Below are 18,618 nucleotides of genomic sequence, written 5' to 3'. Positions count from 1 at the left end.
GCCGGCCAGCAGAACGCTGCCACCAGGCACCACTGGTGAATGGCCGGGCGGCCCGGGGCGCCCCAACCGCGCCCGGCGGGCGACCTCGATCGCCTCGTACCGGTCAGAAACGTTCAATTTGCTGAAGATGATGGAAATATGATTGCTGACCGTTTTCGGGGACAGATTCAGCTTCGCGGCGATCGCCACGTTGCGCATACCCGAGGCAATCAGTTCCAGCACCTCCCGCTCGCGGGCTGTCAACTCCGGGAAGAGCTGCTGGTTGCGGGGCTCCAGGCTCAGTTGCCCGATGAGCTTGTCGGCCACCCGGGGGCCGAGGATGACCTCACCCGTCGCGAGGCCCCGGATCGTCCGGACGATGCCGTCGCCCGGGCAGCTCTTGAGCACGTAGCCCCGGGCGCCCGCCCACATGGCCGCGAGGATCGCGTGTTCGTCCTCGACCGCGGTGAAGACCAGCACCGCTGTCGAGGGCGACACCCGGTTGATCTCCTGGATCGTCACGCCCGCCTGGAACCCCGGCAGCTCGACGTCGAGAACGAGCACGTCGGGACGTGTGGCGGTGGCCAGCGCCAACGCCTCCCGCGCGGACGCCGCCTCACCTGTCACGGCGACCTCAGCCGACGGCGACAGCAGGGCGTGCAGGCCCCTGCGCACCACCGGCTGAGCGTCGGCCAGGACCACCGTCACCGCGTCGGGTTGTGTCTCCGCCGTGACTTCCTCCGGATACCGCCTCATGTTCCGAGTCAGTTCCGAGGCCGAGCCAACGCTGACCATCTATCCACCTCACCCCGTCCGAACGGCCCGCGGTGTCTTAGTCGCGCGGGGAAACGCCGCGGTAGCGCCGACCCCGCGTCGTGATGAACATCTACTCACGGCCAACAGAACAACACAAGAAGTGATCCCGGGAACGGGCTCGGTCAGCCTTTTGACGCAACGAATAGCCGAACCAAACTTTCCGTTTTGGCCCTGACGAAGCCGTCCACAGCGGACCTCCTACGGGCGGTCGACGTGCCGCCGACCCGGGATTCCACGGGCGAATTTCCCGGCCGATCCGGGACGTCGTCCCGTACGCGCTACACCTGTCGCCCTGTCCGTCGGACACCGCCGTCGCCAGGATTGACCCATGCCCTTGTCACGAGTGACGGACGTTGTCGCCGGCCTGGTACCGACCGACCCGCTCCGCAGGAAGCTGATCGCGATCCGACTGGCCGAGTCCATCGGCAAGGGAGTCTTCCTCAGCGGCAGCGTCGTCTACTTCACGCTGCGTGTCGGACTCGACGCCCGGCAGGTGGGCCTGGGCCTGTCGGCCGCCGGCCTGTCCGCCTTCCTCTCGTCGGTCCTGTTCGGTGTGATCGCCGACCGGGTGGGCGCCCGCCGCCTGCTCGTCATTCTGTTCGCCGCGCTGGCGGTCGGATTCGGGCTCTACAGCCTTGTCGACAGCGCTACCGCCTTCTTCGCGCTGGTGGTCACCGTCGGCTTCCTCGAGTACGGCACCGGCCCGACCAACGGGGCCCTCATCGGCAACCTCGTGCCCGCCGAGGAGCGGGTGAAGCTCAAGGCCATGATGCGGTCGGTGTTCAACATCGGATTCAGCATCGGTATCGGCGTGGCGGCCGTCGCCGCCCTGAGCCAACGGCTGCTCGTGCTGATCCCCCTCACAACTGCCGCGTTGATGGCCGGCGCCGCGCTGCTCGTCACCCGCCTGCCTGACGTGCCGCCGCGTCCCGCACCGGTGGGCTTCAAGCGTTTCGCCGCAGTCCGCGACCCACGCTTCCTCGCGGTGATCGGCGTCTCGACGATCCTCGCCTCCCACGTCAGCATCATCCTGGTGACGTTGCCGCTCTGGGCGCTCAACCGCACCGACCTGCCGCACTTCCTGATTCCTCTGCTGCTGATCGTCAACACCGCGTTCGTCATCCTGTTCCAGGTACGGGCCAGCCGGGGCGCGGACACCGTGCACGGCGCCGGTCGGCTCGCCCGGCGCTCCGGCTACTGGCTGGCCGGCGGCTGCGCGGTCCTAGCGGTGACCGCGCTCGACGACAACGTGGCCCTGGCGTCCGTGGCGATCGTCGCCGCCGTGCTGATCCTCTCCGTAGCCGAGGTGATGCAGGCCGCCTCCGGTTGGGGGCTCGCGTTCGGCCTCGCCCCCGAGCACGCTCAGGGCGAGTACCTGGGGGCGTTCGACCTGCACGTGATCACGCAGAACATCATCGGCCCGGCGGCGCTCTCCGGCCTGGTCATCGCCTTCGGCTTCTGGGGATGGCTGGGCATCGCCGTCGCCGCGCTCGTCGCATCGGCGCTGATCATTCCGGCCGCCAACCGCAGCGCTGACACGCTGGTCCGCGAGACGGTCCCGGCCTCCACGACCTGACGCCGCCGAGGCCGAGGCCGATCTCCAACCGCAGGTCCCCGGAGGCCGGGTCCCAAACACGCACCACAGCCCACCCGAGGTCACCAATAGGTCACCGACGGGTCGTCGAAACCGAGATCATCGCGCAGAGGATCAAGCGGGCGGGACCGCTCGTCGCCTCTCGAGCCTGAGCACGGCTTGCTTTCAAGCGCGCTCGAAGCTCGCCCGCGTGGGAGGCTCGGCACCTAGGGGCAGTTGATCAATGCGAGGGACGGGTCCGTCTGAGCCGAGGACGCCGGGGGCGGCCTGCCGCCGGTCGTGCTATGGCACCGCTGACCGCGGAGATGGTGGACAGCAGACGCAGCACACCGGCCCGACCTGCGTGTTGCCGTCGCCAGCGAACAGCGCTTGGGTGCGCGTACCTCATCGGCCTGGCCGGGAACTACGTGGGCCTGCCCCTCAGCTGACGTCGGCGGCGACCCTCTATTGCTGCTCATCGATTCGTGGTAGAAATCTTTCGCACTGTCCGTTCCCGGGCAATAATTCCTTCAGGTGGAGGCGACGTGAGAGTCACTGCCGGGTGGCTGGCGAGTCTCACCGTTGCCGCAGTAATCGTGGCGCCCACCGAGTCGATTGCTGTGGCCGCGACACCCACACAAGCATCGACTGCGGTGACGCCGCTGGCCACCGGACCGCAACCCGGCACCTTCACCGGCCGGGGATTCGACACCTGCGCCGCTCCGTCACAGACCACGATGAACGCATGGCGGGCCAGTTCGCCCTACGGCGCGGTCGGCATCTACATCAGCGGGGCGAGCCGCTCCTGTTCCCAGCCCAACCTCACCGCAAGCTGGGTGGCCAACCAGACCAGCAACGGATGGCGGCTGATCCCCATCGAACTGGGTTACCAGGCACCGTGCGGCACCCGCACACCGAAGATGTCCGCCGATCCCGCCACCGCCCGGTCGCAAGGCGTCTCCGCGGCCAACAGCGCGGCGAATGCCGCCCAGGCACTGGGCATCGGCACGGCGAGCACCATCTACAACGACATCGAGCAGTACCCGTCGAACGCGTCGTGCCGGGCCGCCGTGCTGTCGTTCCTGTCCGGTTGGACCGAGCAGTTGCACGTACGGGGCTACCTCGCCGGCATGTACTCCAGCGGTTCGTCCGGCATCAAGGACGTCTGCGACGCCTACGACAACCCGAGCTACACGCGACTCGACCAGATCTGGATCGCCTGGTGGAACGGGGTGGCTGACACGGACGCCGGAAGTTACTGCGCCGATACCTACTACGCGAATCAGCAGCGCGTACACCAGTACGCCGGGGAGGTCACCGAGACGTGGGGTGGCGTCACGATGAAGATCGACCGCAACTACCTCGACGTGCGGGTCACGCAGACCCCGCCGCAGCAGTGGACCACGACCATCGACAACAGCGCCTCGGGCGGGTTCACGGCGAGCACCGAATGGGGCACGTCGGCCTACTCCGGCCAACGGTTCGGCACCGACTACCGGTTTACCAGTCCGGTGTCGTCCAGCGACGTCGCCTGGTTCCGGTCGACCATCCCGGCGACCGGAAGCTATGAGATCTCAGTCTGGTACCCGGCCGACGCGGGCTACAACAACCAGACGCCATACCTTGTGGAGACCACCACAGGCAGCAGGTCCGTCTCCGTCAACCAGCGGATCAACGGCGGTAGGTGGGTCTCGATCGGCGTGTTCACCCTGGCTGCGGGCACGGGCAACAAGGTCGGCGTGAGTCGCTGGACCAGCGGCACCGGACTCGTGGTCGCCGACGCGGTGCGGATCACCCGGGTCTGAGCCCCCTCGCAACTGCCGAGTGCATCCCTATCCGACGGCCCGGCCACGAAGGGTGGAGACCCAGTTGAGGGCGCCTTCGATCTTGTCGGTCAGGTCGAGGATGTCAGGGACCGCGCCCAGAACAGTGACCTCGACCAAGGCGCCATCGCGGCCAAACCGACGGTGGTACTCGTCGTAGGGATAGTCGGCGATCGGCACCCAGGATCGGTGCCCGCGCAAGGGGTGGTTCTTCTGCGTCACCACCCCCGAGTTGAACCGGCAGAGTTCGATCCGCAGGCCTTATCGCTCGACGAGGGCGCGGGTGTCGACGTGCAGGACGACTTGGTCCTCGGTGCGGTACTCCTTCGCCTGACGCAACCGGTCCAGTCGCTCGGCACTGGCCCAAAAGAAGACCCGAGAGTTGATGGCGGCGAGGTACTCGGCCAACGACGAGTCAGGATCAATCTTCTCGACGTCCATGCCGGCAATGATGCCGAACGTCCACGAGTACGGGCCATCAGCGATCCGGTCGTCATCCTCATCACCCCGTTGACAGTCGGGCGGTCCTGCAGCGCTGGCGGTTTACGCGGCTACCCCTACGCCTGCCAAGACAACCGCTGTCCGTAACGACCGGCTCGCGCCCATGGGCGCATGCTCAGGGTCAGGAAGGCTTGAGCGGGCTGCTAGCGACTGGGGCCTGGGTTGCAAGGCAAGAGTTGTGTCAGTTGGCCGTGGGAGACTCTCGCGCCGTGGACGTTGACGAGTTTTGGACGGTCGTGAAGTCGGCCGGGGCGGGTCTCGACGGACGGACCGGCGACGACGGTGAGGCCGTTGCCGCGGCACTGGTAACGCGCTTGGCCGCAACATCACCGGAGCGCATCCTCGAGTTCCAGGAGCTGTTCGACCAGCTCCATGACGCGCTCTACCGCTGGGACGTGTGGGCGGCTGCGTACCTGATCGGCGGTGGATGCTCGGACGACAGCTTCATAGATTTCCGGGCGGGAGTCATCGCATTGGGGCGCGAGTGGTACGAGCGTGTCCTGGCCTCGCCCGACGGACTGGCTGACCATCCCGTCGTACTACAAGCGGCGGCCGAGGAAGACGACGGCGGCGCGCTGTTCGCCGAGTCGGTGAACTACGTAGCCAGCGAAGCCTACGAGCAGGTCACGGGTGGTGACGACGACGCCTTCTACGAGGCGATGAAGGCCCGCCAGCACGCTGCGGTCGGCATCGACGAGGCCCGCGAACCCGACATGGGTGAGGACTTCGACTTCGACAACGATGACGAGATGCGGAGGCGGCTACCCCGGCTGGCCGAGCTGTTCCTCCGCCCCGGCAAGGATTGATCTCGGCAGCTCAGCCCGGATGCTTGGAGGCGGTCGGAGGTAGCGATGATTGAGTGGCTTGACCATGTCTGGACTCGAACACGCACCGTGCAGATCGTCGAGGGCGGTGAGGATGCCGGTCCCCTTTGCGGTCGCGTAGTTCTGGCCGAGCTGCCAGACGCTGTGTCTGTCGAGGCGGCGCGCGAATTAGCCACGACAGGTCGCTTCACCGGTGACATCTGCCGTTGTCACGGTGGGCCGACGATCGTGCTCCGCGATGCAACGGGCGACGTGCTCGCCAGCGCGAGTCTTCACGGCCACGGCTCGGTCAGCTGGGAGCGGTCGCGGTTCCGTAACGACCTCGTCGTGGCGGATCCCGCGGCGCTGCACGTGTTTCTGGCCGGACACGGAGTACCAAACCAGTTGACCTCTTTCCTGGCACCGTTGGCTGACCTGCTGAACCTGCGCGAGGGTCGTCCGCAGTTCCGGCCCGCCGGCAAGAAAGGCAAGCGGTACCTGGACGAGCGTGGGGTTCCGGACGTGCTGCATTCTGTGTTGGTCGCTGCCACCGGCCAGCAGTGTGGCGAGCTGTCCGATGCGCACGTCGACGACGTCCGTCGAAGGCTCACCGCCGCCATCCCCTCACCCACCGCCAGGGCGGCGATCCTGCTGTCCTGGCTGGGCCGGCTCCCCATCCCCGCCGAGGCCCTGTGGGGTGAAGGCGTCCTGGTACGGCAACTACTCGCCGACCTCAGCCTGCCCGACGTCGCGGCCGCGGCTACCGAAACCCGCACCGGACACGTTGCGACAGGAGTGATCAACCTGATCATGCACTCCGGCGACGACGGCACACTGGCAACGGCCATCGGCCCGACGCTGCGTCAACTGTTCCCACCGGCACTGCTGCCAATACCCTCCGATAGCCGCCGTACGGTCGAACGGCGCAGCGCTCGTTGACGTCGATCGCGCAGCCGTCATCGCCCGCGCATGTCGCCGCCATGGAACGCTCGGCCCGCCGCGTCCCACTAACAAAGCGTTGCGGCCGGTAGGCCACGACCCGTGCACGGGTTCTCGGACACGGTCGCAGATCCCGCACTAGTGACCGGTTGGATCATCGAAACCCAGGCCGAACGGACACGAGCCGAAGCTGAACTTCGAATGACCCAGCAGACAGAGCCACGCCGGATGAGCCACTCCCAGATCGCCGACCTAGTCCGAGCGCTCGGCGACATCGTCGCCGTGCCCCGCGACGCCGACCCCGACGACGAAAGCCGAGGTCTATGGTCGAGTTGCGGTGATTTCGCGGTCAACCGCGCGGCGCTCGGTCCGCAGGAGCGTCGAGACGCCGATCTGCACGGCTCGGCGGCGCGGGGATGGTGCCGTCAGTACGAGTCGCGGTCGCCGTAGCCGTAGCCGTAGCCTTGGATGTGCGGCGGTGGAGCGTGAGAGTCATGACCAGCACGACCAACGCTCCGACGATCAGCCCGAGGATCGCACTGGCCACCGTATTGACGAGCCAGCCGACGAGCCCGCCGAGAACACCCGTGGCGTCGTGGGCGGCGACCTCCACGTGGTGCACGGCCTCGTACAGGAAGTGCAGGTTCAGCTCGTTCGTACCTAGCAGCAGGATGTGCCCGCCCACCCACAGCATCGCCGCGGTGCCGACCACCGTCAGCACGGTGAGAACCACCGGCATCGCCCTCACCAGACCGCGGCCGAACGTGGCGACGGCGCCGGAACGTTGCGACAGGCGCAGCCCGGCGTCGTCCATCTTTACGATCAGGGCGACCACGCCGTACACCAGGACGGTTATAACGACGGCGACGATAGCCAGGATCGCCAGGCGGGACCAGAACGGCTCATCGATCACCTCGTTAAGGGTGATGACCATGATCTCCGCCGAGAGGATCAGGTCGGTTCGTACCGCCCCGGACACCAGTGTCGTCTCGTCCTGCACCACTTCCTCGCCCGCGCCGTCGGCATCGTGATGGGCGATCTTGGCCCACACCTTCTCCGCGCCTTCGTAACAGAGGTAGGCGCCGCCGAGCATGAGGATCGGGGTGAGCAGCCAGGGCACGAACTGACTGAGCAGCAGCACCGCCGGCAGGATGATGAAGTACTTGTTGCGCAGCGACCCCAGGGCAATGCGCTTGATAATCGGCAACTCGCGCTCGGCCGCCAGGCTCCGCACGTATTGCGGCGTGACGGCGGCATCGTCGACGACGACGCCCGCAGCCTTGGCGCCGGCCTTCGCGGCGGCCGCCCCGACGTCATCGATCGACGCGGCGGCGGCACGGGCCAGCACCGCCACGTCATCCAGCAGGGCTACGAGTCCACCGGCCAAGGGAGGGTCCTTCCAGGGTTGCGCAGAGTTCGAACTGACCCATTCTCGCTCAGGTCCCTGTGCGCGGCACGCCACCGCCCGGTCCTATGGGGCGAGGGCTCGAGGTGATCGGCTATCGCGCTCGGCCGACGACCCGCCACCACCGCGCCCGGGCCATCACCTGACGCCAGCTCAGGCCGAACCCGTCCGCCGCAGTCACCGTTAGCCAGGGTCGGCGTAGGTGGAGGCTAGACCTTCGTAACTCTGCTGAGCGGACGTGGGACCTCTACGGTGCCGCCGAAGATGTCTCCAGACTGGAGGGGCGGTCACTGGTGAGCCAGCCGCCATGGGCACTGCGGGCGCCTGCTCATCGAATGATGGGATAACACCACGGCCAACGACACCCGTGAACGCTGACGCCTTCGGGCTCGCCAAGGAGGTCGCCCAGCAAAAGGCCCTGTTCAGCAAGTTGCGGGGGCGATCTGAGTCTTAGCTGACGGACACGTACCGGCAGCAGTTTTAGCAGCCCAGAGCAATACATCGAGGCGGGAGGCCCTCTTCCGCGAGCGAACCGATGCGGCAACCAGGACGGACAGATCACCCAGTTCCTCGGCGGTGAACGCACGGCATCGCCGAAGCGATCGGCCCCGATGCCGTTGGCAGTGACGGCTCTGGCCAGGTCTGGGCCAGGCTCATCTCTGACCTCGGCGGTCCGCCGTGGCCATTCAGACGTCATCGACTCTGGCCCAGGCTCGCCGTCGAATCGGCGTCATGCCGTTGGCTGCCTTGTTCACCCCAATCGCTGGCCCTGCCGCCGCCGCAGCCCGAACGGTGGCAGGGATCCGGCGCTGCCGGTAGATTCGGAACATGTCTTCCACATCTGTCACAGATGTCGAAGGGCTGCGCGCGCTGGCTCATCCCGCGCGGCTCCGGATCCTGGATCTGCTCCGCGTCCACGACCGGCTGACCGCCTCGGAATGCGCGGCGCAGCTCAAACTCTCTCCCAAGTCCTGCTCCTACCACCTGCACGTGCTCGCCAAACAGGGCCTAGTGGAGCAGGGCTCTCCACTTGCCGAAGACACCCGGCAGCGACCCTGGCAACGCCGTTTCGACGAGGTATGGATGCCGCCTCCAGGAAAGACCGGTGGCGCGGACTCCGACAATGCCCGCACGGACGCGATCGGCGCGGCGGCCCGGCACGACCTCGCGCTCTTCCTGAGCTTCCTGGCGTCACCGGAGGCAGGGAGCGACGACTGGGCATCGAGTACGACCGTGCACACCTGGACCGTCCTCATGACACCCGCCGAACTCAAAGCCTGGGGCGAGGCGGTCGAGGAGATCACCCGCTGCCACGTGGAGAAGGCGAGCCGGACCCGCCACGACGGACGCAGCCCGGTCCGGCTGGCCGTGCGTGGCTTCGCGCAGACCGCACCAGGGACGGGGACTGCCGAATGACTGATAACGAGACGACGGGCCTGCGCCGCTACGCCGGAGTGGTCGCGAACCGGCAGATTCTGGCGGCCCTGATCGGCGCACTCGTCGCACGGCTCGCCCAGACGATGTCACCGCTGCTCATTCTTCTGCTGGCCAACCAGCGGTACGGCGGGTTCGCCATTGCGGGCGCGGCCGCCGCCACCTACGGACTCTGCGCGAGCCTGAGCGGGCCGCTGATCGCCCGGCTGGCCGAGCGCTACGGCAACCTCGTCCTACTGATCGCCGGGATCCTGAGCAGCACCGGCCTGTTAGTCATCGTCCTGCCGGGGCAGTCGTGGAACTTCTGGGCCGGAGTCGTGCTGGCCGGTGCGGCGATCCCGCCGCTGAGCGCAACGCTGCGGGCCACGATCGCGACTACCATCGAGGACCCGCAGGAACGCATCGCCGCGTACGGCCTGGACACCGTGGGCACTGAAGTGCTGTTCGTACTGGGGCCTGCCCTCGTCGGGCTGGTCGTGGCCTTGAGCAGCCCAACGGCTGCCCTGGCCGGAACAGCGCTGCTCCCGGTTGCCGGTGCCACCACCCTGCTGATCCAGCAGCGTCGCGTCCCGTCGCCGGAATCGTCGCCGGACGCGCCGGAGCAGGCTGCGGACCGCCGGATGCTGATCCGGCTCCTCCCGTGGCTGGGCGTAGCGACGGTCCAGATGGCCGCGATCGGTCTTGTGGAGGTCGCGCTGATCGCGGTCGCGGTCAGGTTCAGCTCCTCGGCCGCCAGCGGGGTAGTGCTCGCGACGTGGGCGGCGGGCAGTGTTGTGGGTGGATTGTGGTACGGGTCGCGGTCGTGGCACGCGCCAGTGCGCCGGCAGGTACGGCTGCTGCTGCTCGGCAGCGCTGTCGGGTTCGCCCTGCTGCTCGCCGCCCGGTCCGCTCCGGCTCTGTACCCGCTGGCGTTCCTCGCTGGCGTATTCATCACCCCGGCGGCAGCGGCCCTGCTGACCGATCTGAGCGAGAACCTGACGGGCGGGCATCGGCTGACCGCGTTCGCTTGGCTGGCGTCCGCGAACGGGCTGGCCGGATCCTTGGCCTACGCCGCGGGCGGCGTCCTGGTCACCGGCGCTGGGCCGTGGGCGACGATCGCCGTCGCCGCCACCCTTCCCGCGTTCGCGGCACTACTATTCCGAAGCCGTGGTACAGGTCCTGCAGTTCCACAGAGGACCTCTCAGAGTCAACGACCAATGACTAATCATGATCAGCATCACGTGTCGCTGGAAAACGATCACAGTCGTTAATATGTAACCCCAAATGATGGTAATCATCGTCGGTGTTGCGGCGCGTCGACGACGGCGGCGATCATCGGCTCAGTGACGTGGCTGTAGGTGAAGCGGTCGCCGCCTGGCTGCCTGACCGACCACCACGACCTGGTCCACACCAGAACCCAGACCATCAACCAGCTGCACGTGGCACGCGCTGACTGATCGTCAGCCCCCCGTTCAAGCCGCCTCCACTCCTGGATCGCGATTGTCAACGGCGACAGCCCGGCGACGGAGGCACAACGGCAAGACACACGTGCCCCGAGGAGAGCCTGTCCTTCGGGGAGTTCGAGCGCCTATGGCGGGATGCTCGTTGGCAACTGGGACGGCAGGCCGGCATCTGACTCGTTCATCCCAATATTGCGCACGTGCAGCGCAGCGCGAACCATCAGCCGTCTACACGAGCGTCGGATATCAGGGCTGGCTCGCGCGGAGGTACACCGTCACGGTGTCTTCCGCATCGAGGTCCACCAGCAGACGACGGTAGGTGCCGTTGGGTCCCGGTGTTTCTTCATCCAGGCCGGAGACTCGAACTGCCGTCTCGGGGTGCCAGCTGTTTCCTCCGCCGACATCGTCCTGTTTGCTCACGGCGCGTAGCCCGGGGGTCAGCCCGGCGGCGAAATCTCCGTCAGTCAGGAAGGTGTCGAGGGCCTCGCGAGGAATCCGGAACCTCGCCGACAGGTAGGTCTCCAGTCCGTTACTCTGGGCGGCCGAGAGGAACACCGTGCCCGGCGGGAAGGTCACGTGGGCGAAGGTTTCGACCTCCGACGCGCTTGCAGGCTGCGGCGGTGACTGAAGCGAATCATCAAAGTCCTCAAGCCCTGCAACGGCTACGAAGCCACACGAGACCAAAGACAGCACGAGGCTCAGGCTGGCCAGGACGAGAGCGATCGCGGCCTTGCGGCTCGGCTTCGACGCCGGCTGGTCAGACACGGGCAGCACGATACGCGATTCATGGCGTGGTGTTGATCCACGACCTCCTGAGGCCGACAGTTGGCGATGGCCCGGATGGGCAGGAACTTGGCCATGCTGAACCATGTCATCCTTCAGAGAGACGCGCGACGCACTCATATCGATGTCAGCGGACGCAGCCCTATCGGCTCCGCGGGGCCAGCGCTGACGCCTTCGGTTACGCCGAAGAGCTCACCAGCCCGAACGGCCAGCTCAGGACGTTGCTTGTGGGATCGGTGTCTTGAATGACGGAACCGCGGCGGACTTCAGCAAGGTCAACCGCAACTCTTCACGTTGGTCTGCAGAGGACCTACAGGCGTGGCGTCAGGCGAGCCGCGGCACCGGCCGGCGGCAGCCTTCCTGGGAGCAGCGGCGCAGGCCCACCGGAGAAAACTCCGGGTTCGGCGTCGTCGGAAACCTCTCGATTCGAGCGACGGGGATCGACCACAATGTCACCGTGGAACGCGAGCACCTGGTGAAGTTGAGTAAACGGATGTCGAAGGCACTTCGGCACGATCCCGACAGGGCCGGCCTGGTGCTCGACCCGGCCGGTTGGACTCCCGTCGACGCTCTGCTCGCCGCGCTACGGATCGAGCGGGCCGAGCTGGACGCGGTCGTCGCCGGCAACGACAAGCAGCGGTTCGCTGTCGAGCCCGGCACCGACGGGGTGCTGCGGATCCGGGCCAACCAGGGCCACTCAGTCCCGGTGGACCTCGGGCTGCCCCCGGTGACCCCACCGGAGCGGCTCTATCACGGCACCAGCGCCAGTGCGCTGGAGTCGATCCGGGCCACCGGCCTGCACCGCGGCGGACGGCACCACGTCCATCTCTCCGCCGACACCGAGACCGCCCACCGGGTCGGTGCCCGACGGGCCGGTCGGGTCGTGATCCTCACCATCGACGCGGCGGCGATGGCCGCCGACGGGCACGTGTTCCACCGCAGCGCCAACGGCGTCTGGCTCACCGACGCGGTCCCTGCCAGCTATCTGCTCGACTGAGCCCTGGCCTGGCCCGGGCCGCTGTTCCGGCCGGGTGCGTACGACCTCGAACGGGATACGGCACGAGACATCCGGCGCGGCGACCCTGGGCCGGGACAGGAGACGGCAGCCAACACGATCGCTCTGCGAAGGCCCACTTCACCCGTCGCGGTTCACGCCGCCGGCCTGCAGCGTGCGGACACGAAGAGCTGCTGTCTGGAAGAGCTGAGCAGGTGCGCGGCGAGGGTCAGGGCCTAAACCAGGTGACCCAACTGGGCCTGCTCGGACTTGAGGAGATGCACGCGCGCGCGAGGACTCCCGTACCCAGGCTTGGACGCATTAGCCTCGGAGGCCGGCCTGCCCAACGTGCGGCGCCGGTACCGCACGTCACTGACCCAGGGATGGCAGCACCGTTCGAGCCGGGCCAGGCTCCGCGGAGCCCGCTCATCGTGAGCGGGCTCCCGAAACGGCTCAACCGAGGCCCAACAGTCAGCTGCAGAGCCGCGGATCGCGGCAGATCCGTGCACCTCTGAAGCGCCGTGGACTGACCGGAGAGGATGTATGCGTGGATCCCACAACGTTGCACTGGGCATCACGCCGGTATCTGACGAGGCGATACGAGGAACTCCAGGGCGAATATGGTCGGCTGCCCAACAGTGGCCGCCAGGCCGATGGGTACCACTACACCACCGACGCGAAGGAGATCTTCCCACGCTACAACGTCGTGGACGCCATCCTCGTGGAGGTGGAGCGGCTCGATCCCGACCGGCTTCCCAGCGGTGACGTGGTGGCCAGCATGATGCTCACGGCTGCCGAGAGTGCGAATTCCCCCTTCACCGAGCCCCCGTACGACGAGGTCCAAGCACTGGCTATGGCCGATGAGCGCCGGCTGTTCGCTGCAAAGGTGCAGCACTGGACGGCGCAGACCGATTTCCGCACCGACCCCGTCCCGTACCGGCGCGTGCTAACGCCCGAGGAGTCGTCAGCCTGGCGGACGTCGCTGCAACGGCGATGGGGGGTGCAGAACGGCTGCTGGCACCCGTTGCTGAGTAGTTCAGTTCCGCACGACGTGCTGGTCCTGACTGGGGAGTCGATGTGGGAGGGCGACGGCGTTGATCAGGTTCGCCGAGTGCTGCGAGAGCTGGGCCGGCGGCGTGTAGTCGAGTTGCGCGAGTATGGGGCCGACTACCTGTTGGATGTGGAGACCGTCGTTCCGAGGTACACCGGGCCGGAGGGTCTCTGGATCGACGAGCATCACGATTGGATTGCCTACGCATCCCACGAGGGAACCGTGGCATTCGGCGGCGCACTCTCCGCCGGGCTCGTGGCGACCTGGCCTGAGGCCGAGAGTTGGCGATGGCCCGGATGGCAGGAACTCGGCCATGGCTGAACCATGTCATCCTTCACAAAGCCGCGAGACGCACTCATGTCGACGTGAGCGGACGCAGCCCTACCGGCTCTGCGGGGCCAGCGCTGACGCCTTCGGTTACGCCGAAGAGGTCTCCAGCCCGAAGTGCCTGGTCAGGGCACCGCCCCTGGGATCGGTCTCTCGAATGACGGAGCCGCGGCGGTCTCCAGCAAGCTCACCCGCAACGCTCCACATCGATCTGCAACACGCCCGCAGACGTGGCACTAGGCGAACCGACACGCCGGCTGGCGCCAGCCATCCCGGGAGCAGTAACGCCTGACCAATTCGACCTCTACTGGGACATCACGCCGCACCGCTCGACCTCCATCACCGCAGGTCAAGGCCCCTCGCCCTTGTCCACCGGAGGTGAGCACTTCGGTCGCGGAGACCTCTTCGCCAACCTGCACCCAACGTGCTCCCAGTCGCAAGGCCGGGGCACCTGGCAGCTCGTTACCGCCTTGACCCGCGCACACTCCCCTACCAGCCGACATAGAGGAATGCTGGCTTCTCTAAAAGAACCGCGAGCACTCCGCGGGAAACAGCACGCTGCACAGACTCTGACGTCAGCGCGTCTTCGCGGGCACCGGCAGGTCGGGTAGCAGCGGGGCGTCCGCGAACTCGTCGGTCAGGCTGATCTGCCACCCTACGAGTCCCGGCGCCGCCAGCCGGCTGACGTTCCAGGGGGCGATGCCGACGGCGATGACGAGCGACACCGCCGCGGACGCACCGGTTGTCAGGCCTGGAGCGAGCGCAGCATCAGTGACAGGTAGCGCTGGGAATCCGCTGCGGCGTCGGGGCCGGCGGCCAGGACGACGCCGTGGTGGGCGGCGATCAGAAGCCGGAAGTCGGCGACGGTCAGGTCGGCGCGGACGCTCCCGGCCGCCTGGGCTTGCTTCAGGAGCTGGGCGATGACACGTTCGGTCTCCTGCCGCTCGTGGTCGAGCCCGTGCCCGGCGACCACCGCGTCGACGTAAGCCCTGGTGAAGCCTCTGTCCTGCAACTGATATGCGCAGAGCGTACGGATCAGCTCCCGCAGCGCACGCGCCGGATCCGGGTCACGAAGGGCTGCGGCGTGCATGGCCGCGCAATCGTTCCACTGATCGGCGTAAGCGTTGGCGATGAGGCGGTCCCGCGTGGGGAAACGCCGGTAGACGGTGGCGACGGACACGCCGGCATCGCGGGCGATCCGGGCCACCGTGACGTCCTCACCCTTCTCGGCGAAGGCGCGCCGTGCCGCGGCCAGGATTCGCTGTCGCTTCTCCTCGGCGTCCCAGCGCATCGGACGAGCGTACGCGCGGAACCCTCCCCGGCGAGCGGAAGTGCGGCAACCGGAGGTCGCCTTCTCTCAGTGCGTTGCCGCATGGCCAACAGGGGCTGGATGGTCGGTCCGGTTACCGATACGAGGAGCAGGAGACAAGAGTTGAGAACAATGGATGGCACTACCAGCCTCGTCACCGGCGCGAGCCGGGGCATTGGTCGCGCGATCGCCAAGCGTCTCGCCGCGGACGGATCGCTGGTCGCCGTGCACTACGGCACGAACGGGTCGGGTGCCGAGGAAACCGTTGCTCAGATCACCGAAGCGGGCGGCGCGGCGTTCGCGGTCGGCGCACAGCTCGGCGTCGCGGGTGACGCCGATCGACTCTGGGCTGCCGTGGACGCTGGGTTGGCCGAGCGTGGCGTACGACCCGGCGTCGACGTGCTGGTGAACAACGCGGCGATCGGCGGGGCCACGCCGACTCTGGCCACCGCACGGCCGGACGATTTCGACGAGCTGTTCGCGATCAACGTCAAGGCGCCGTTCTTAGTGGTTCAGCGTGGAGTGGACCGGCTGCGGGATGGCGGCCGGATCGTCAATGTCTCGTCCGTCGCCACCCGGATCGCGATACCCGACACGCTTGCATACGCCATGACGAAGGGGGCAATCAACACGTTCAGCGTCACGTTGGCGCAGGAACTCGGCGCCAGGGGTATCACGGTGAACGCGGTGATGCCTGGGACCACCGCCACCGAGGTCAACGCGGCGTGGTTCGACGCCCAGCCGGCGCTCCGCGAGGCCGTGACCGGGCTGTCGCCCCTGCGCCGTGTTGGAGAACCGGAGGATGTCGCGGACGTGGTCGCCTTCCTTGCTTCTCCGGCGGGGCGCTGGGTGAGCGGCCAGGTGATCGACGCGTCCGGAGGGGCCCATCTGGGCTTCTCCGTCGGCCAAGGGCCGCCGGAGACTGTGTGACTGCTTCATCTACGGCGTGGGTCGGACCGGCGGGAGGCCGGCCCGGCGCACACGTCCGTTCCGCGTTGAGGCATCAGGGTGCGAGGGGACTCACCGGTCGGATTCTCACGGTGAGGGGGTGACGCGGTGGCACTGCCGGCAGGGCGCGGTGAGGCGAATGCCTGCGCTGCCGGCACGATGCGCATCTGAACACCGACGGCCTCTGCAAGCCCCGCCTGCAAGCGACCCGGATCGACGGCGATGCCGAGTGGGCACTGCAACTACCCGATGCACCGCCACGGCATGTGCAGCTGCTACTCGGCACGGTGCGCGACTACGCCAACCAATCGCGGCCGTTGAACCGCGCGAAGGGCAAGGGTTACATCAAGCCGACGCAGCCCCGAGAGATCTTCTACAGCGACGTCGATCCGGAGATCGCCGAACAGGCCGTTGGGCGACTCGGACTCCAGGCCTGGGCATCGACGCAGCAGCCGCTGACCCAGGCGGCGTGGCACACCATTCCCAGCACCTACATCGTTTGCGAGGCGGACAACGCCCCCCGCCCTTCGCCCAGGAACTCATGGCCAAGCGGGCCGAACGGGTGCTGCGGATGAACTCCTCGCACTCGCCGTTCTTTTCTCAGCCCACCGAACTGGCCACGCTGATCTGGGCCGAACTCTCCGCCTGACGCTCGCCGCCGCCCGGTGGGGCATTGCCCAAGCGGGCATCCGAACCGAGCGGCGGGCTGCGCCGACGACCTCGCCGAACGCATCGCGTCCGGCGATTTCCCGCATGGCCCCGACGCTGCCATGCGTGGACGCCTTCGTCGTCGACTAAGCGCTAGCGACGCTGCACCCCAGCAACGACACCCAACTGAAAGCATCAGCGGTTCACGAAGCCGGGGTAGGCGTCCACGCGTCCATCAAGCCGCTGCACCATGAGCTGGTCGCCTTTGCGCCAGATCGTCTCGCCGGGGTACACGAGGACCGGTTGATCCAGGACGAAGTGGCCCCAGCGATCAATCAGCGTGAGGCGGTCGGCCTGCGCGCGGAACGATGGGCTCTTCCTCTGCCAGGCGGCAGACGGGCTCAACAGCTGGCCTGACGAGTCCTGACCGGGATCGCAGTGACCTACGAATTACGAGATCAAACTGCCCGTCCCGCCGACCTGGGCGCACGGTGATCTAGCAGCGGAAATACCTCTCGACGTTCTCACACCACTCCCCCGCTGTCCGCCGACCTCTTGCGGACTAGATGCAGACCGTCACTTGCCACGCATTGCTCGCGGCGTCACGAGATGGAGGTCGCCATGGTTCACGTGCGAACCTTCGGTGCACGCCAGCTGGGATGTGCCCTCGGCCGCCTCGTTGGTGGCCGGCGGGAAAGCTCCCTCTGCTACCGCTTCTGAAGCGTGCGCACCAGGCCGGCGATGAGGTTCGCTCGTTCTGCCATGGCGCGCCGACCCGGCGGTCGTCACCGGCTGGATCGCGCAGACCCAGGCCGAACGCGCACTCGCGGAAGCAGATCTACGCACAATCGCAGGTGCCACCCCGCGCCGGATGAGCCGAGCAGAAATCACGGCCCTGGTGAACGCGCTCGGTGACATCACCACCGTGCTCCGCGACGCCGACCCCGCCGACAAAGCCGAGGTCTACCGGCAACTCGGGCTCCGGCTGAACTACCAGCCTGAAACGCAAACGGTGCGCGCTGCAATCGATCTCAGCACGCACCGTGGGCAAATCATTGGTGTCCGAGGGGGGACTTGAACCCCCACGCCCTATACGGGCACTAGCACCTCAAGCTAGCGCGTCTGCCATTCCGCCACCCGGACCTACACGTTCAGCCTACCTCGCCGACCGGATGATCTTTCCACCCGATGTCGGTACGGCGGGCCGCACGGGGAGTTACTGTACACGCCGCTCGTGGATCATGCACATCGCCTTCCGGTGCCCCGGTCTCGGCGCTCGCGCCACTGCTCAAGTGGCCTCACCCGCCCTCATCAACACCGCCGCCAGGCGTGTCCGGGTAGCGTCCGGCGGCCCTCTGGCGGCAGCATTGCCACGTGTCCCATCCCTCCCCCCTCGCAGCCGTCCAGCATCGGGCCCTCGCCCTGCGCGCCGCGGGCGATCTCAGCGCCGCCCGGCAGCTGCTCGCGGAGGCTGTCGGGTCCCCTCCCCCGCCGTACTCCGACGACCACCCCGAGATGCTGCACACCGCGCATCTGCTGGCGCGGCTGCACCGGGAGGCGGATGATCCGCTCGGCTCCCGCCGGGTGCTGGAGGAGGCGTTCGCGGCGGGTGAGCGGCGGTGGGAGCAGTCCGACCCGGTCCTGCTCGCGATCGCCTTCGAACTCGCCGAGGTAGCCGAGGAACTGGGCAACCGGCACGAGGCCCGCCGCAACTACACCCGGGTGGCCACCGCCGGGCCCGCGGTGCTCGGCCGAGTCACAGATCAGCTGGATCTCACCGAGGATGTGGCTGGACAGCACCACTGTCATCCCCGATTCGGCGAGGTTGCGCATCAACGTGCGCATC

The 18,618-nt window shown here is 67.5% G+C and carries 16 protein-coding genes, 1 tRNA gene and 2 pseudogenes; 11 read left to right on the top strand and 8 right to left on the bottom strand.

Annotated elements, in window-relative coordinates; translation table 11 throughout:
- The coding region (locus ACWCO3_RS15960) for a LuxR C-terminal-related transcriptional regulator (RefSeq protein ID WP_450010610.1) at nucleotides 1-774 on the bottom strand (774 nt) is incomplete at its 3' end.
- Between the two features lie 349 nt (nucleotides 775-1,123).
- Between ACWCO3_RS15960 and ACWCO3_RS15955 the strand changes: the two genes are divergently transcribed.
- Nucleotides 1,124-2,371 (top strand): MFS transporter, encoded by a 1,248-nt coding sequence (locus tag ACWCO3_RS15955; protein ID WP_450010608.1) that lies wholly within the window; start codon nucleotides 1,124-1,126, stop codon nucleotides 2,369-2,371.
- A gap of 542 nt (nucleotides 2,372-2,913) precedes the next feature.
- Nucleotides 2,914-4,173, top strand: a complete 1,260-nt coding sequence (locus tag ACWCO3_RS15950; RefSeq protein ID WP_450010607.1) for a glycoside hydrolase domain-containing protein — start codon at nucleotides 2,914-2,916, stop codon at nucleotides 4,171-4,173.
- 27 nt (nucleotides 4,174-4,200) lie between these two features.
- Here the strand turns inward: ACWCO3_RS15950 and ACWCO3_RS15945 are convergent.
- A pseudogene (locus ACWCO3_RS15945) lies at nucleotides 4,201-4,632 on the bottom strand (DUF7002 family protein).
- Between the two features lie 269 nt (nucleotides 4,633-4,901).
- On the opposite strand from ACWCO3_RS15945, the gene ACWCO3_RS15940 reads away from it, so the two are divergent.
- Nucleotides 4,902-5,498, top strand: a complete 597-nt coding sequence (locus tag ACWCO3_RS15940; RefSeq protein WP_450010605.1) for a DUF4240 domain-containing protein — start codon at nucleotides 4,902-4,904, stop codon at nucleotides 5,496-5,498.
- A gap of 45 nt (nucleotides 5,499-5,543) precedes the next feature.
- Nucleotides 5,544-6,434 (top strand): hypothetical protein, encoded by an 891-nt coding sequence (locus ACWCO3_RS15935; protein ID WP_450010603.1) that lies wholly within the window; start codon nucleotides 5,544-5,546, stop codon nucleotides 6,432-6,434.
- Between the two features lie 349 nt (nucleotides 6,435-6,783).
- Here the strand turns inward: ACWCO3_RS15935 and ACWCO3_RS15930 are convergent, their stop codons facing one another.
- The gene (locus ACWCO3_RS15930; RefSeq protein ID WP_450010601.1) at nucleotides 6,784-7,821 is read right to left on the bottom strand and encodes a DUF808 domain-containing protein; all 1,038 of its coding nucleotides are present in this window, start codon (nucleotides 7,819-7,821) and stop codon (nucleotides 6,784-6,786) included.
- A gap of 846 nt (nucleotides 7,822-8,667) precedes the next feature.
- Between ACWCO3_RS15930 and ACWCO3_RS15925 the strand changes: the two genes are divergently transcribed.
- Together ACWCO3_RS15925 and ACWCO3_RS15920 are read left to right on the top strand one after the other, a co-directional pair.
- Nucleotides 8,668-9,255, top strand: a complete 588-nt coding sequence (locus tag ACWCO3_RS15925) for a winged helix-turn-helix domain-containing protein (protein WP_450010599.1) — start codon at nucleotides 8,668-8,670, stop codon at nucleotides 9,253-9,255.
- Between the two features lie 38 nt (nucleotides 9,256-9,293).
- Nucleotides 9,294-10,523 carry an MFS transporter gene (locus ACWCO3_RS15920; RefSeq protein ID WP_167524803.1) on the top strand — a complete coding sequence of 410 codons (1,230 nt, stop codon included), beginning with the start codon at nucleotides 9,294-9,296 and terminating at the stop codon, nucleotides 10,521-10,523.
- A 435-nt stretch (nucleotides 10,524-10,958) separates the two neighbouring features.
- Here ACWCO3_RS15920 and ACWCO3_RS15915 read toward each other — a convergent pair whose 3' ends face one another.
- Nucleotides 10,959-11,477 (bottom strand): hypothetical protein, encoded by a 519-nt coding sequence (locus tag ACWCO3_RS15915; RefSeq protein ID WP_450010596.1) that lies wholly within the window; start codon nucleotides 11,475-11,477, stop codon nucleotides 10,959-10,961.
- Between the two features lie 475 nt (nucleotides 11,478-11,952).
- Here ACWCO3_RS15915 and ACWCO3_RS15910 point away from each other — a divergent pair, with 475 nt between their 5' ends.
- Together ACWCO3_RS15910 and ACWCO3_RS15905 are read left to right on the top strand one after the other, a co-directional pair.
- Complete coding sequence (locus ACWCO3_RS15910; RefSeq protein WP_145780006.1) at nucleotides 11,953-12,492, top strand: RNA 2'-phosphotransferase; 540 nt, start codon at nucleotides 11,953-11,955, stop codon at nucleotides 12,490-12,492.
- A 544-nt stretch (nucleotides 12,493-13,036) separates the two neighbouring features.
- Nucleotides 13,037-13,861, top strand: a complete 825-nt coding sequence (locus tag ACWCO3_RS15905) for a hypothetical protein (protein WP_450010594.1) — start codon at nucleotides 13,037-13,039, stop codon at nucleotides 13,859-13,861.
- Nucleotides 13,862-14,442: 581 nt separating this feature from the next.
- Here the strand turns inward: ACWCO3_RS15905 and ACWCO3_RS15900 are convergent.
- On the bottom strand, nucleotides 14,443-14,592 hold the full coding sequence (locus ACWCO3_RS15900) for a hypothetical protein (RefSeq protein ID WP_450010592.1): 150 nt from the start codon (nucleotides 14,590-14,592) through the stop codon (nucleotides 14,443-14,445).
- 20 nt (nucleotides 14,593-14,612) lie between these two features.
- The gene (locus tag ACWCO3_RS15895; protein ID WP_450010590.1) at nucleotides 14,613-15,158 is read right to left on the bottom strand and encodes a TetR/AcrR family transcriptional regulator; all 546 of its coding nucleotides are present in this window, start codon (nucleotides 15,156-15,158) and stop codon (nucleotides 14,613-14,615) included.
- 81 nt (nucleotides 15,159-15,239) lie between these two features.
- On the opposite strand from ACWCO3_RS15895, the gene ACWCO3_RS15890 reads away from it, so the two are divergent.
- Complete coding sequence (locus tag ACWCO3_RS15890) at nucleotides 15,240-16,106, top strand: SDR family oxidoreductase (protein WP_450010588.1); 867 nt, start codon at nucleotides 15,240-15,242, stop codon at nucleotides 16,104-16,106.
- Between the two features lie 861 nt (nucleotides 16,107-16,967).
- On the opposite strand, the gene ACWCO3_RS15885 is transcribed toward ACWCO3_RS15890, so the two are convergent.
- The gene (locus ACWCO3_RS15885) at nucleotides 16,968-17,177 is read right to left on the bottom strand and encodes a hypothetical protein (protein WP_358167893.1); all 210 of its coding nucleotides are present in this window, start codon (nucleotides 17,175-17,177) and stop codon (nucleotides 16,968-16,970) included.
- Nucleotides 17,178-17,643: 466 nt separating this feature from the next.
- On the opposite strand from ACWCO3_RS15885, the gene ACWCO3_RS15880 reads away from it, so the two are divergent.
- Entirely contained in the window at nucleotides 17,644-17,850 is a 207-nt protein-coding gene (locus ACWCO3_RS15880; protein WP_358167891.1) for a hypothetical protein, read from the top strand.
- On the opposite strand, the gene ACWCO3_RS15875 is transcribed toward ACWCO3_RS15880, so the two are convergent.
- Nucleotides 17,829-17,915 (bottom strand) — tRNA-Leu (locus ACWCO3_RS15875). The two genes, ACWCO3_RS15880 and ACWCO3_RS15875, sit on opposite strands and share 22 nt — an antisense overlap.
- A gap of 231 nt (nucleotides 17,916-18,146) precedes the next feature.
- On the opposite strand from ACWCO3_RS15875, the pseudogene ACWCO3_RS15870 reads away from it, so the two are divergent.
- Nucleotides 18,147-18,618: pseudogene (locus ACWCO3_RS15870) on the top strand (hypothetical protein); the annotation flags it as partial.

It is taken from the genome of Micromonospora sp. NPDC002411 (genome assembly GCF_053592955.1).
Note: the sequence above shows the minus strand (reverse complement) of the source record. Positions and strands in the feature narration are given on the sequence as shown.

Coding starts and splice junctions, on each gene's coding strand:
- ACWCO3_RS15955 (WP_450010608.1), top strand. CDS start 1,124: ATGCCCTTGTCACGAGTGACGGACGTTGTCGCCGGCCTGGTACCGACC.
- ACWCO3_RS15935 (WP_450010603.1), top strand. CDS start 5,544: ATGATTGAGTGGCTTGACCATGTCTGGACTCGAACACGCACCGTGCAG.
- ACWCO3_RS15925 (WP_450010599.1), top strand. CDS start 8,668: ATGTCTTCCACATCTGTCACAGATGTCGAAGGGCTGCGCGCGCTGGCT.
- ACWCO3_RS15895 (WP_450010590.1), bottom strand. CDS start 15,158: ATGCGCTGGGACGCCGAGGAGAAGCGACAGCGAATCCTGGCCGCGGCA.
- ACWCO3_RS15890 (WP_450010588.1), top strand. CDS start 15,240: ATGGCCAACAGGGGCTGGATGGTCGGTCCGGTTACCGATACGAGGAGC.
- ACWCO3_RS15880 (WP_358167891.1), top strand. CDS start 17,644: ATGAGCCGAGCAGAAATCACGGCCCTGGTGAACGCGCTCGGTGACATC.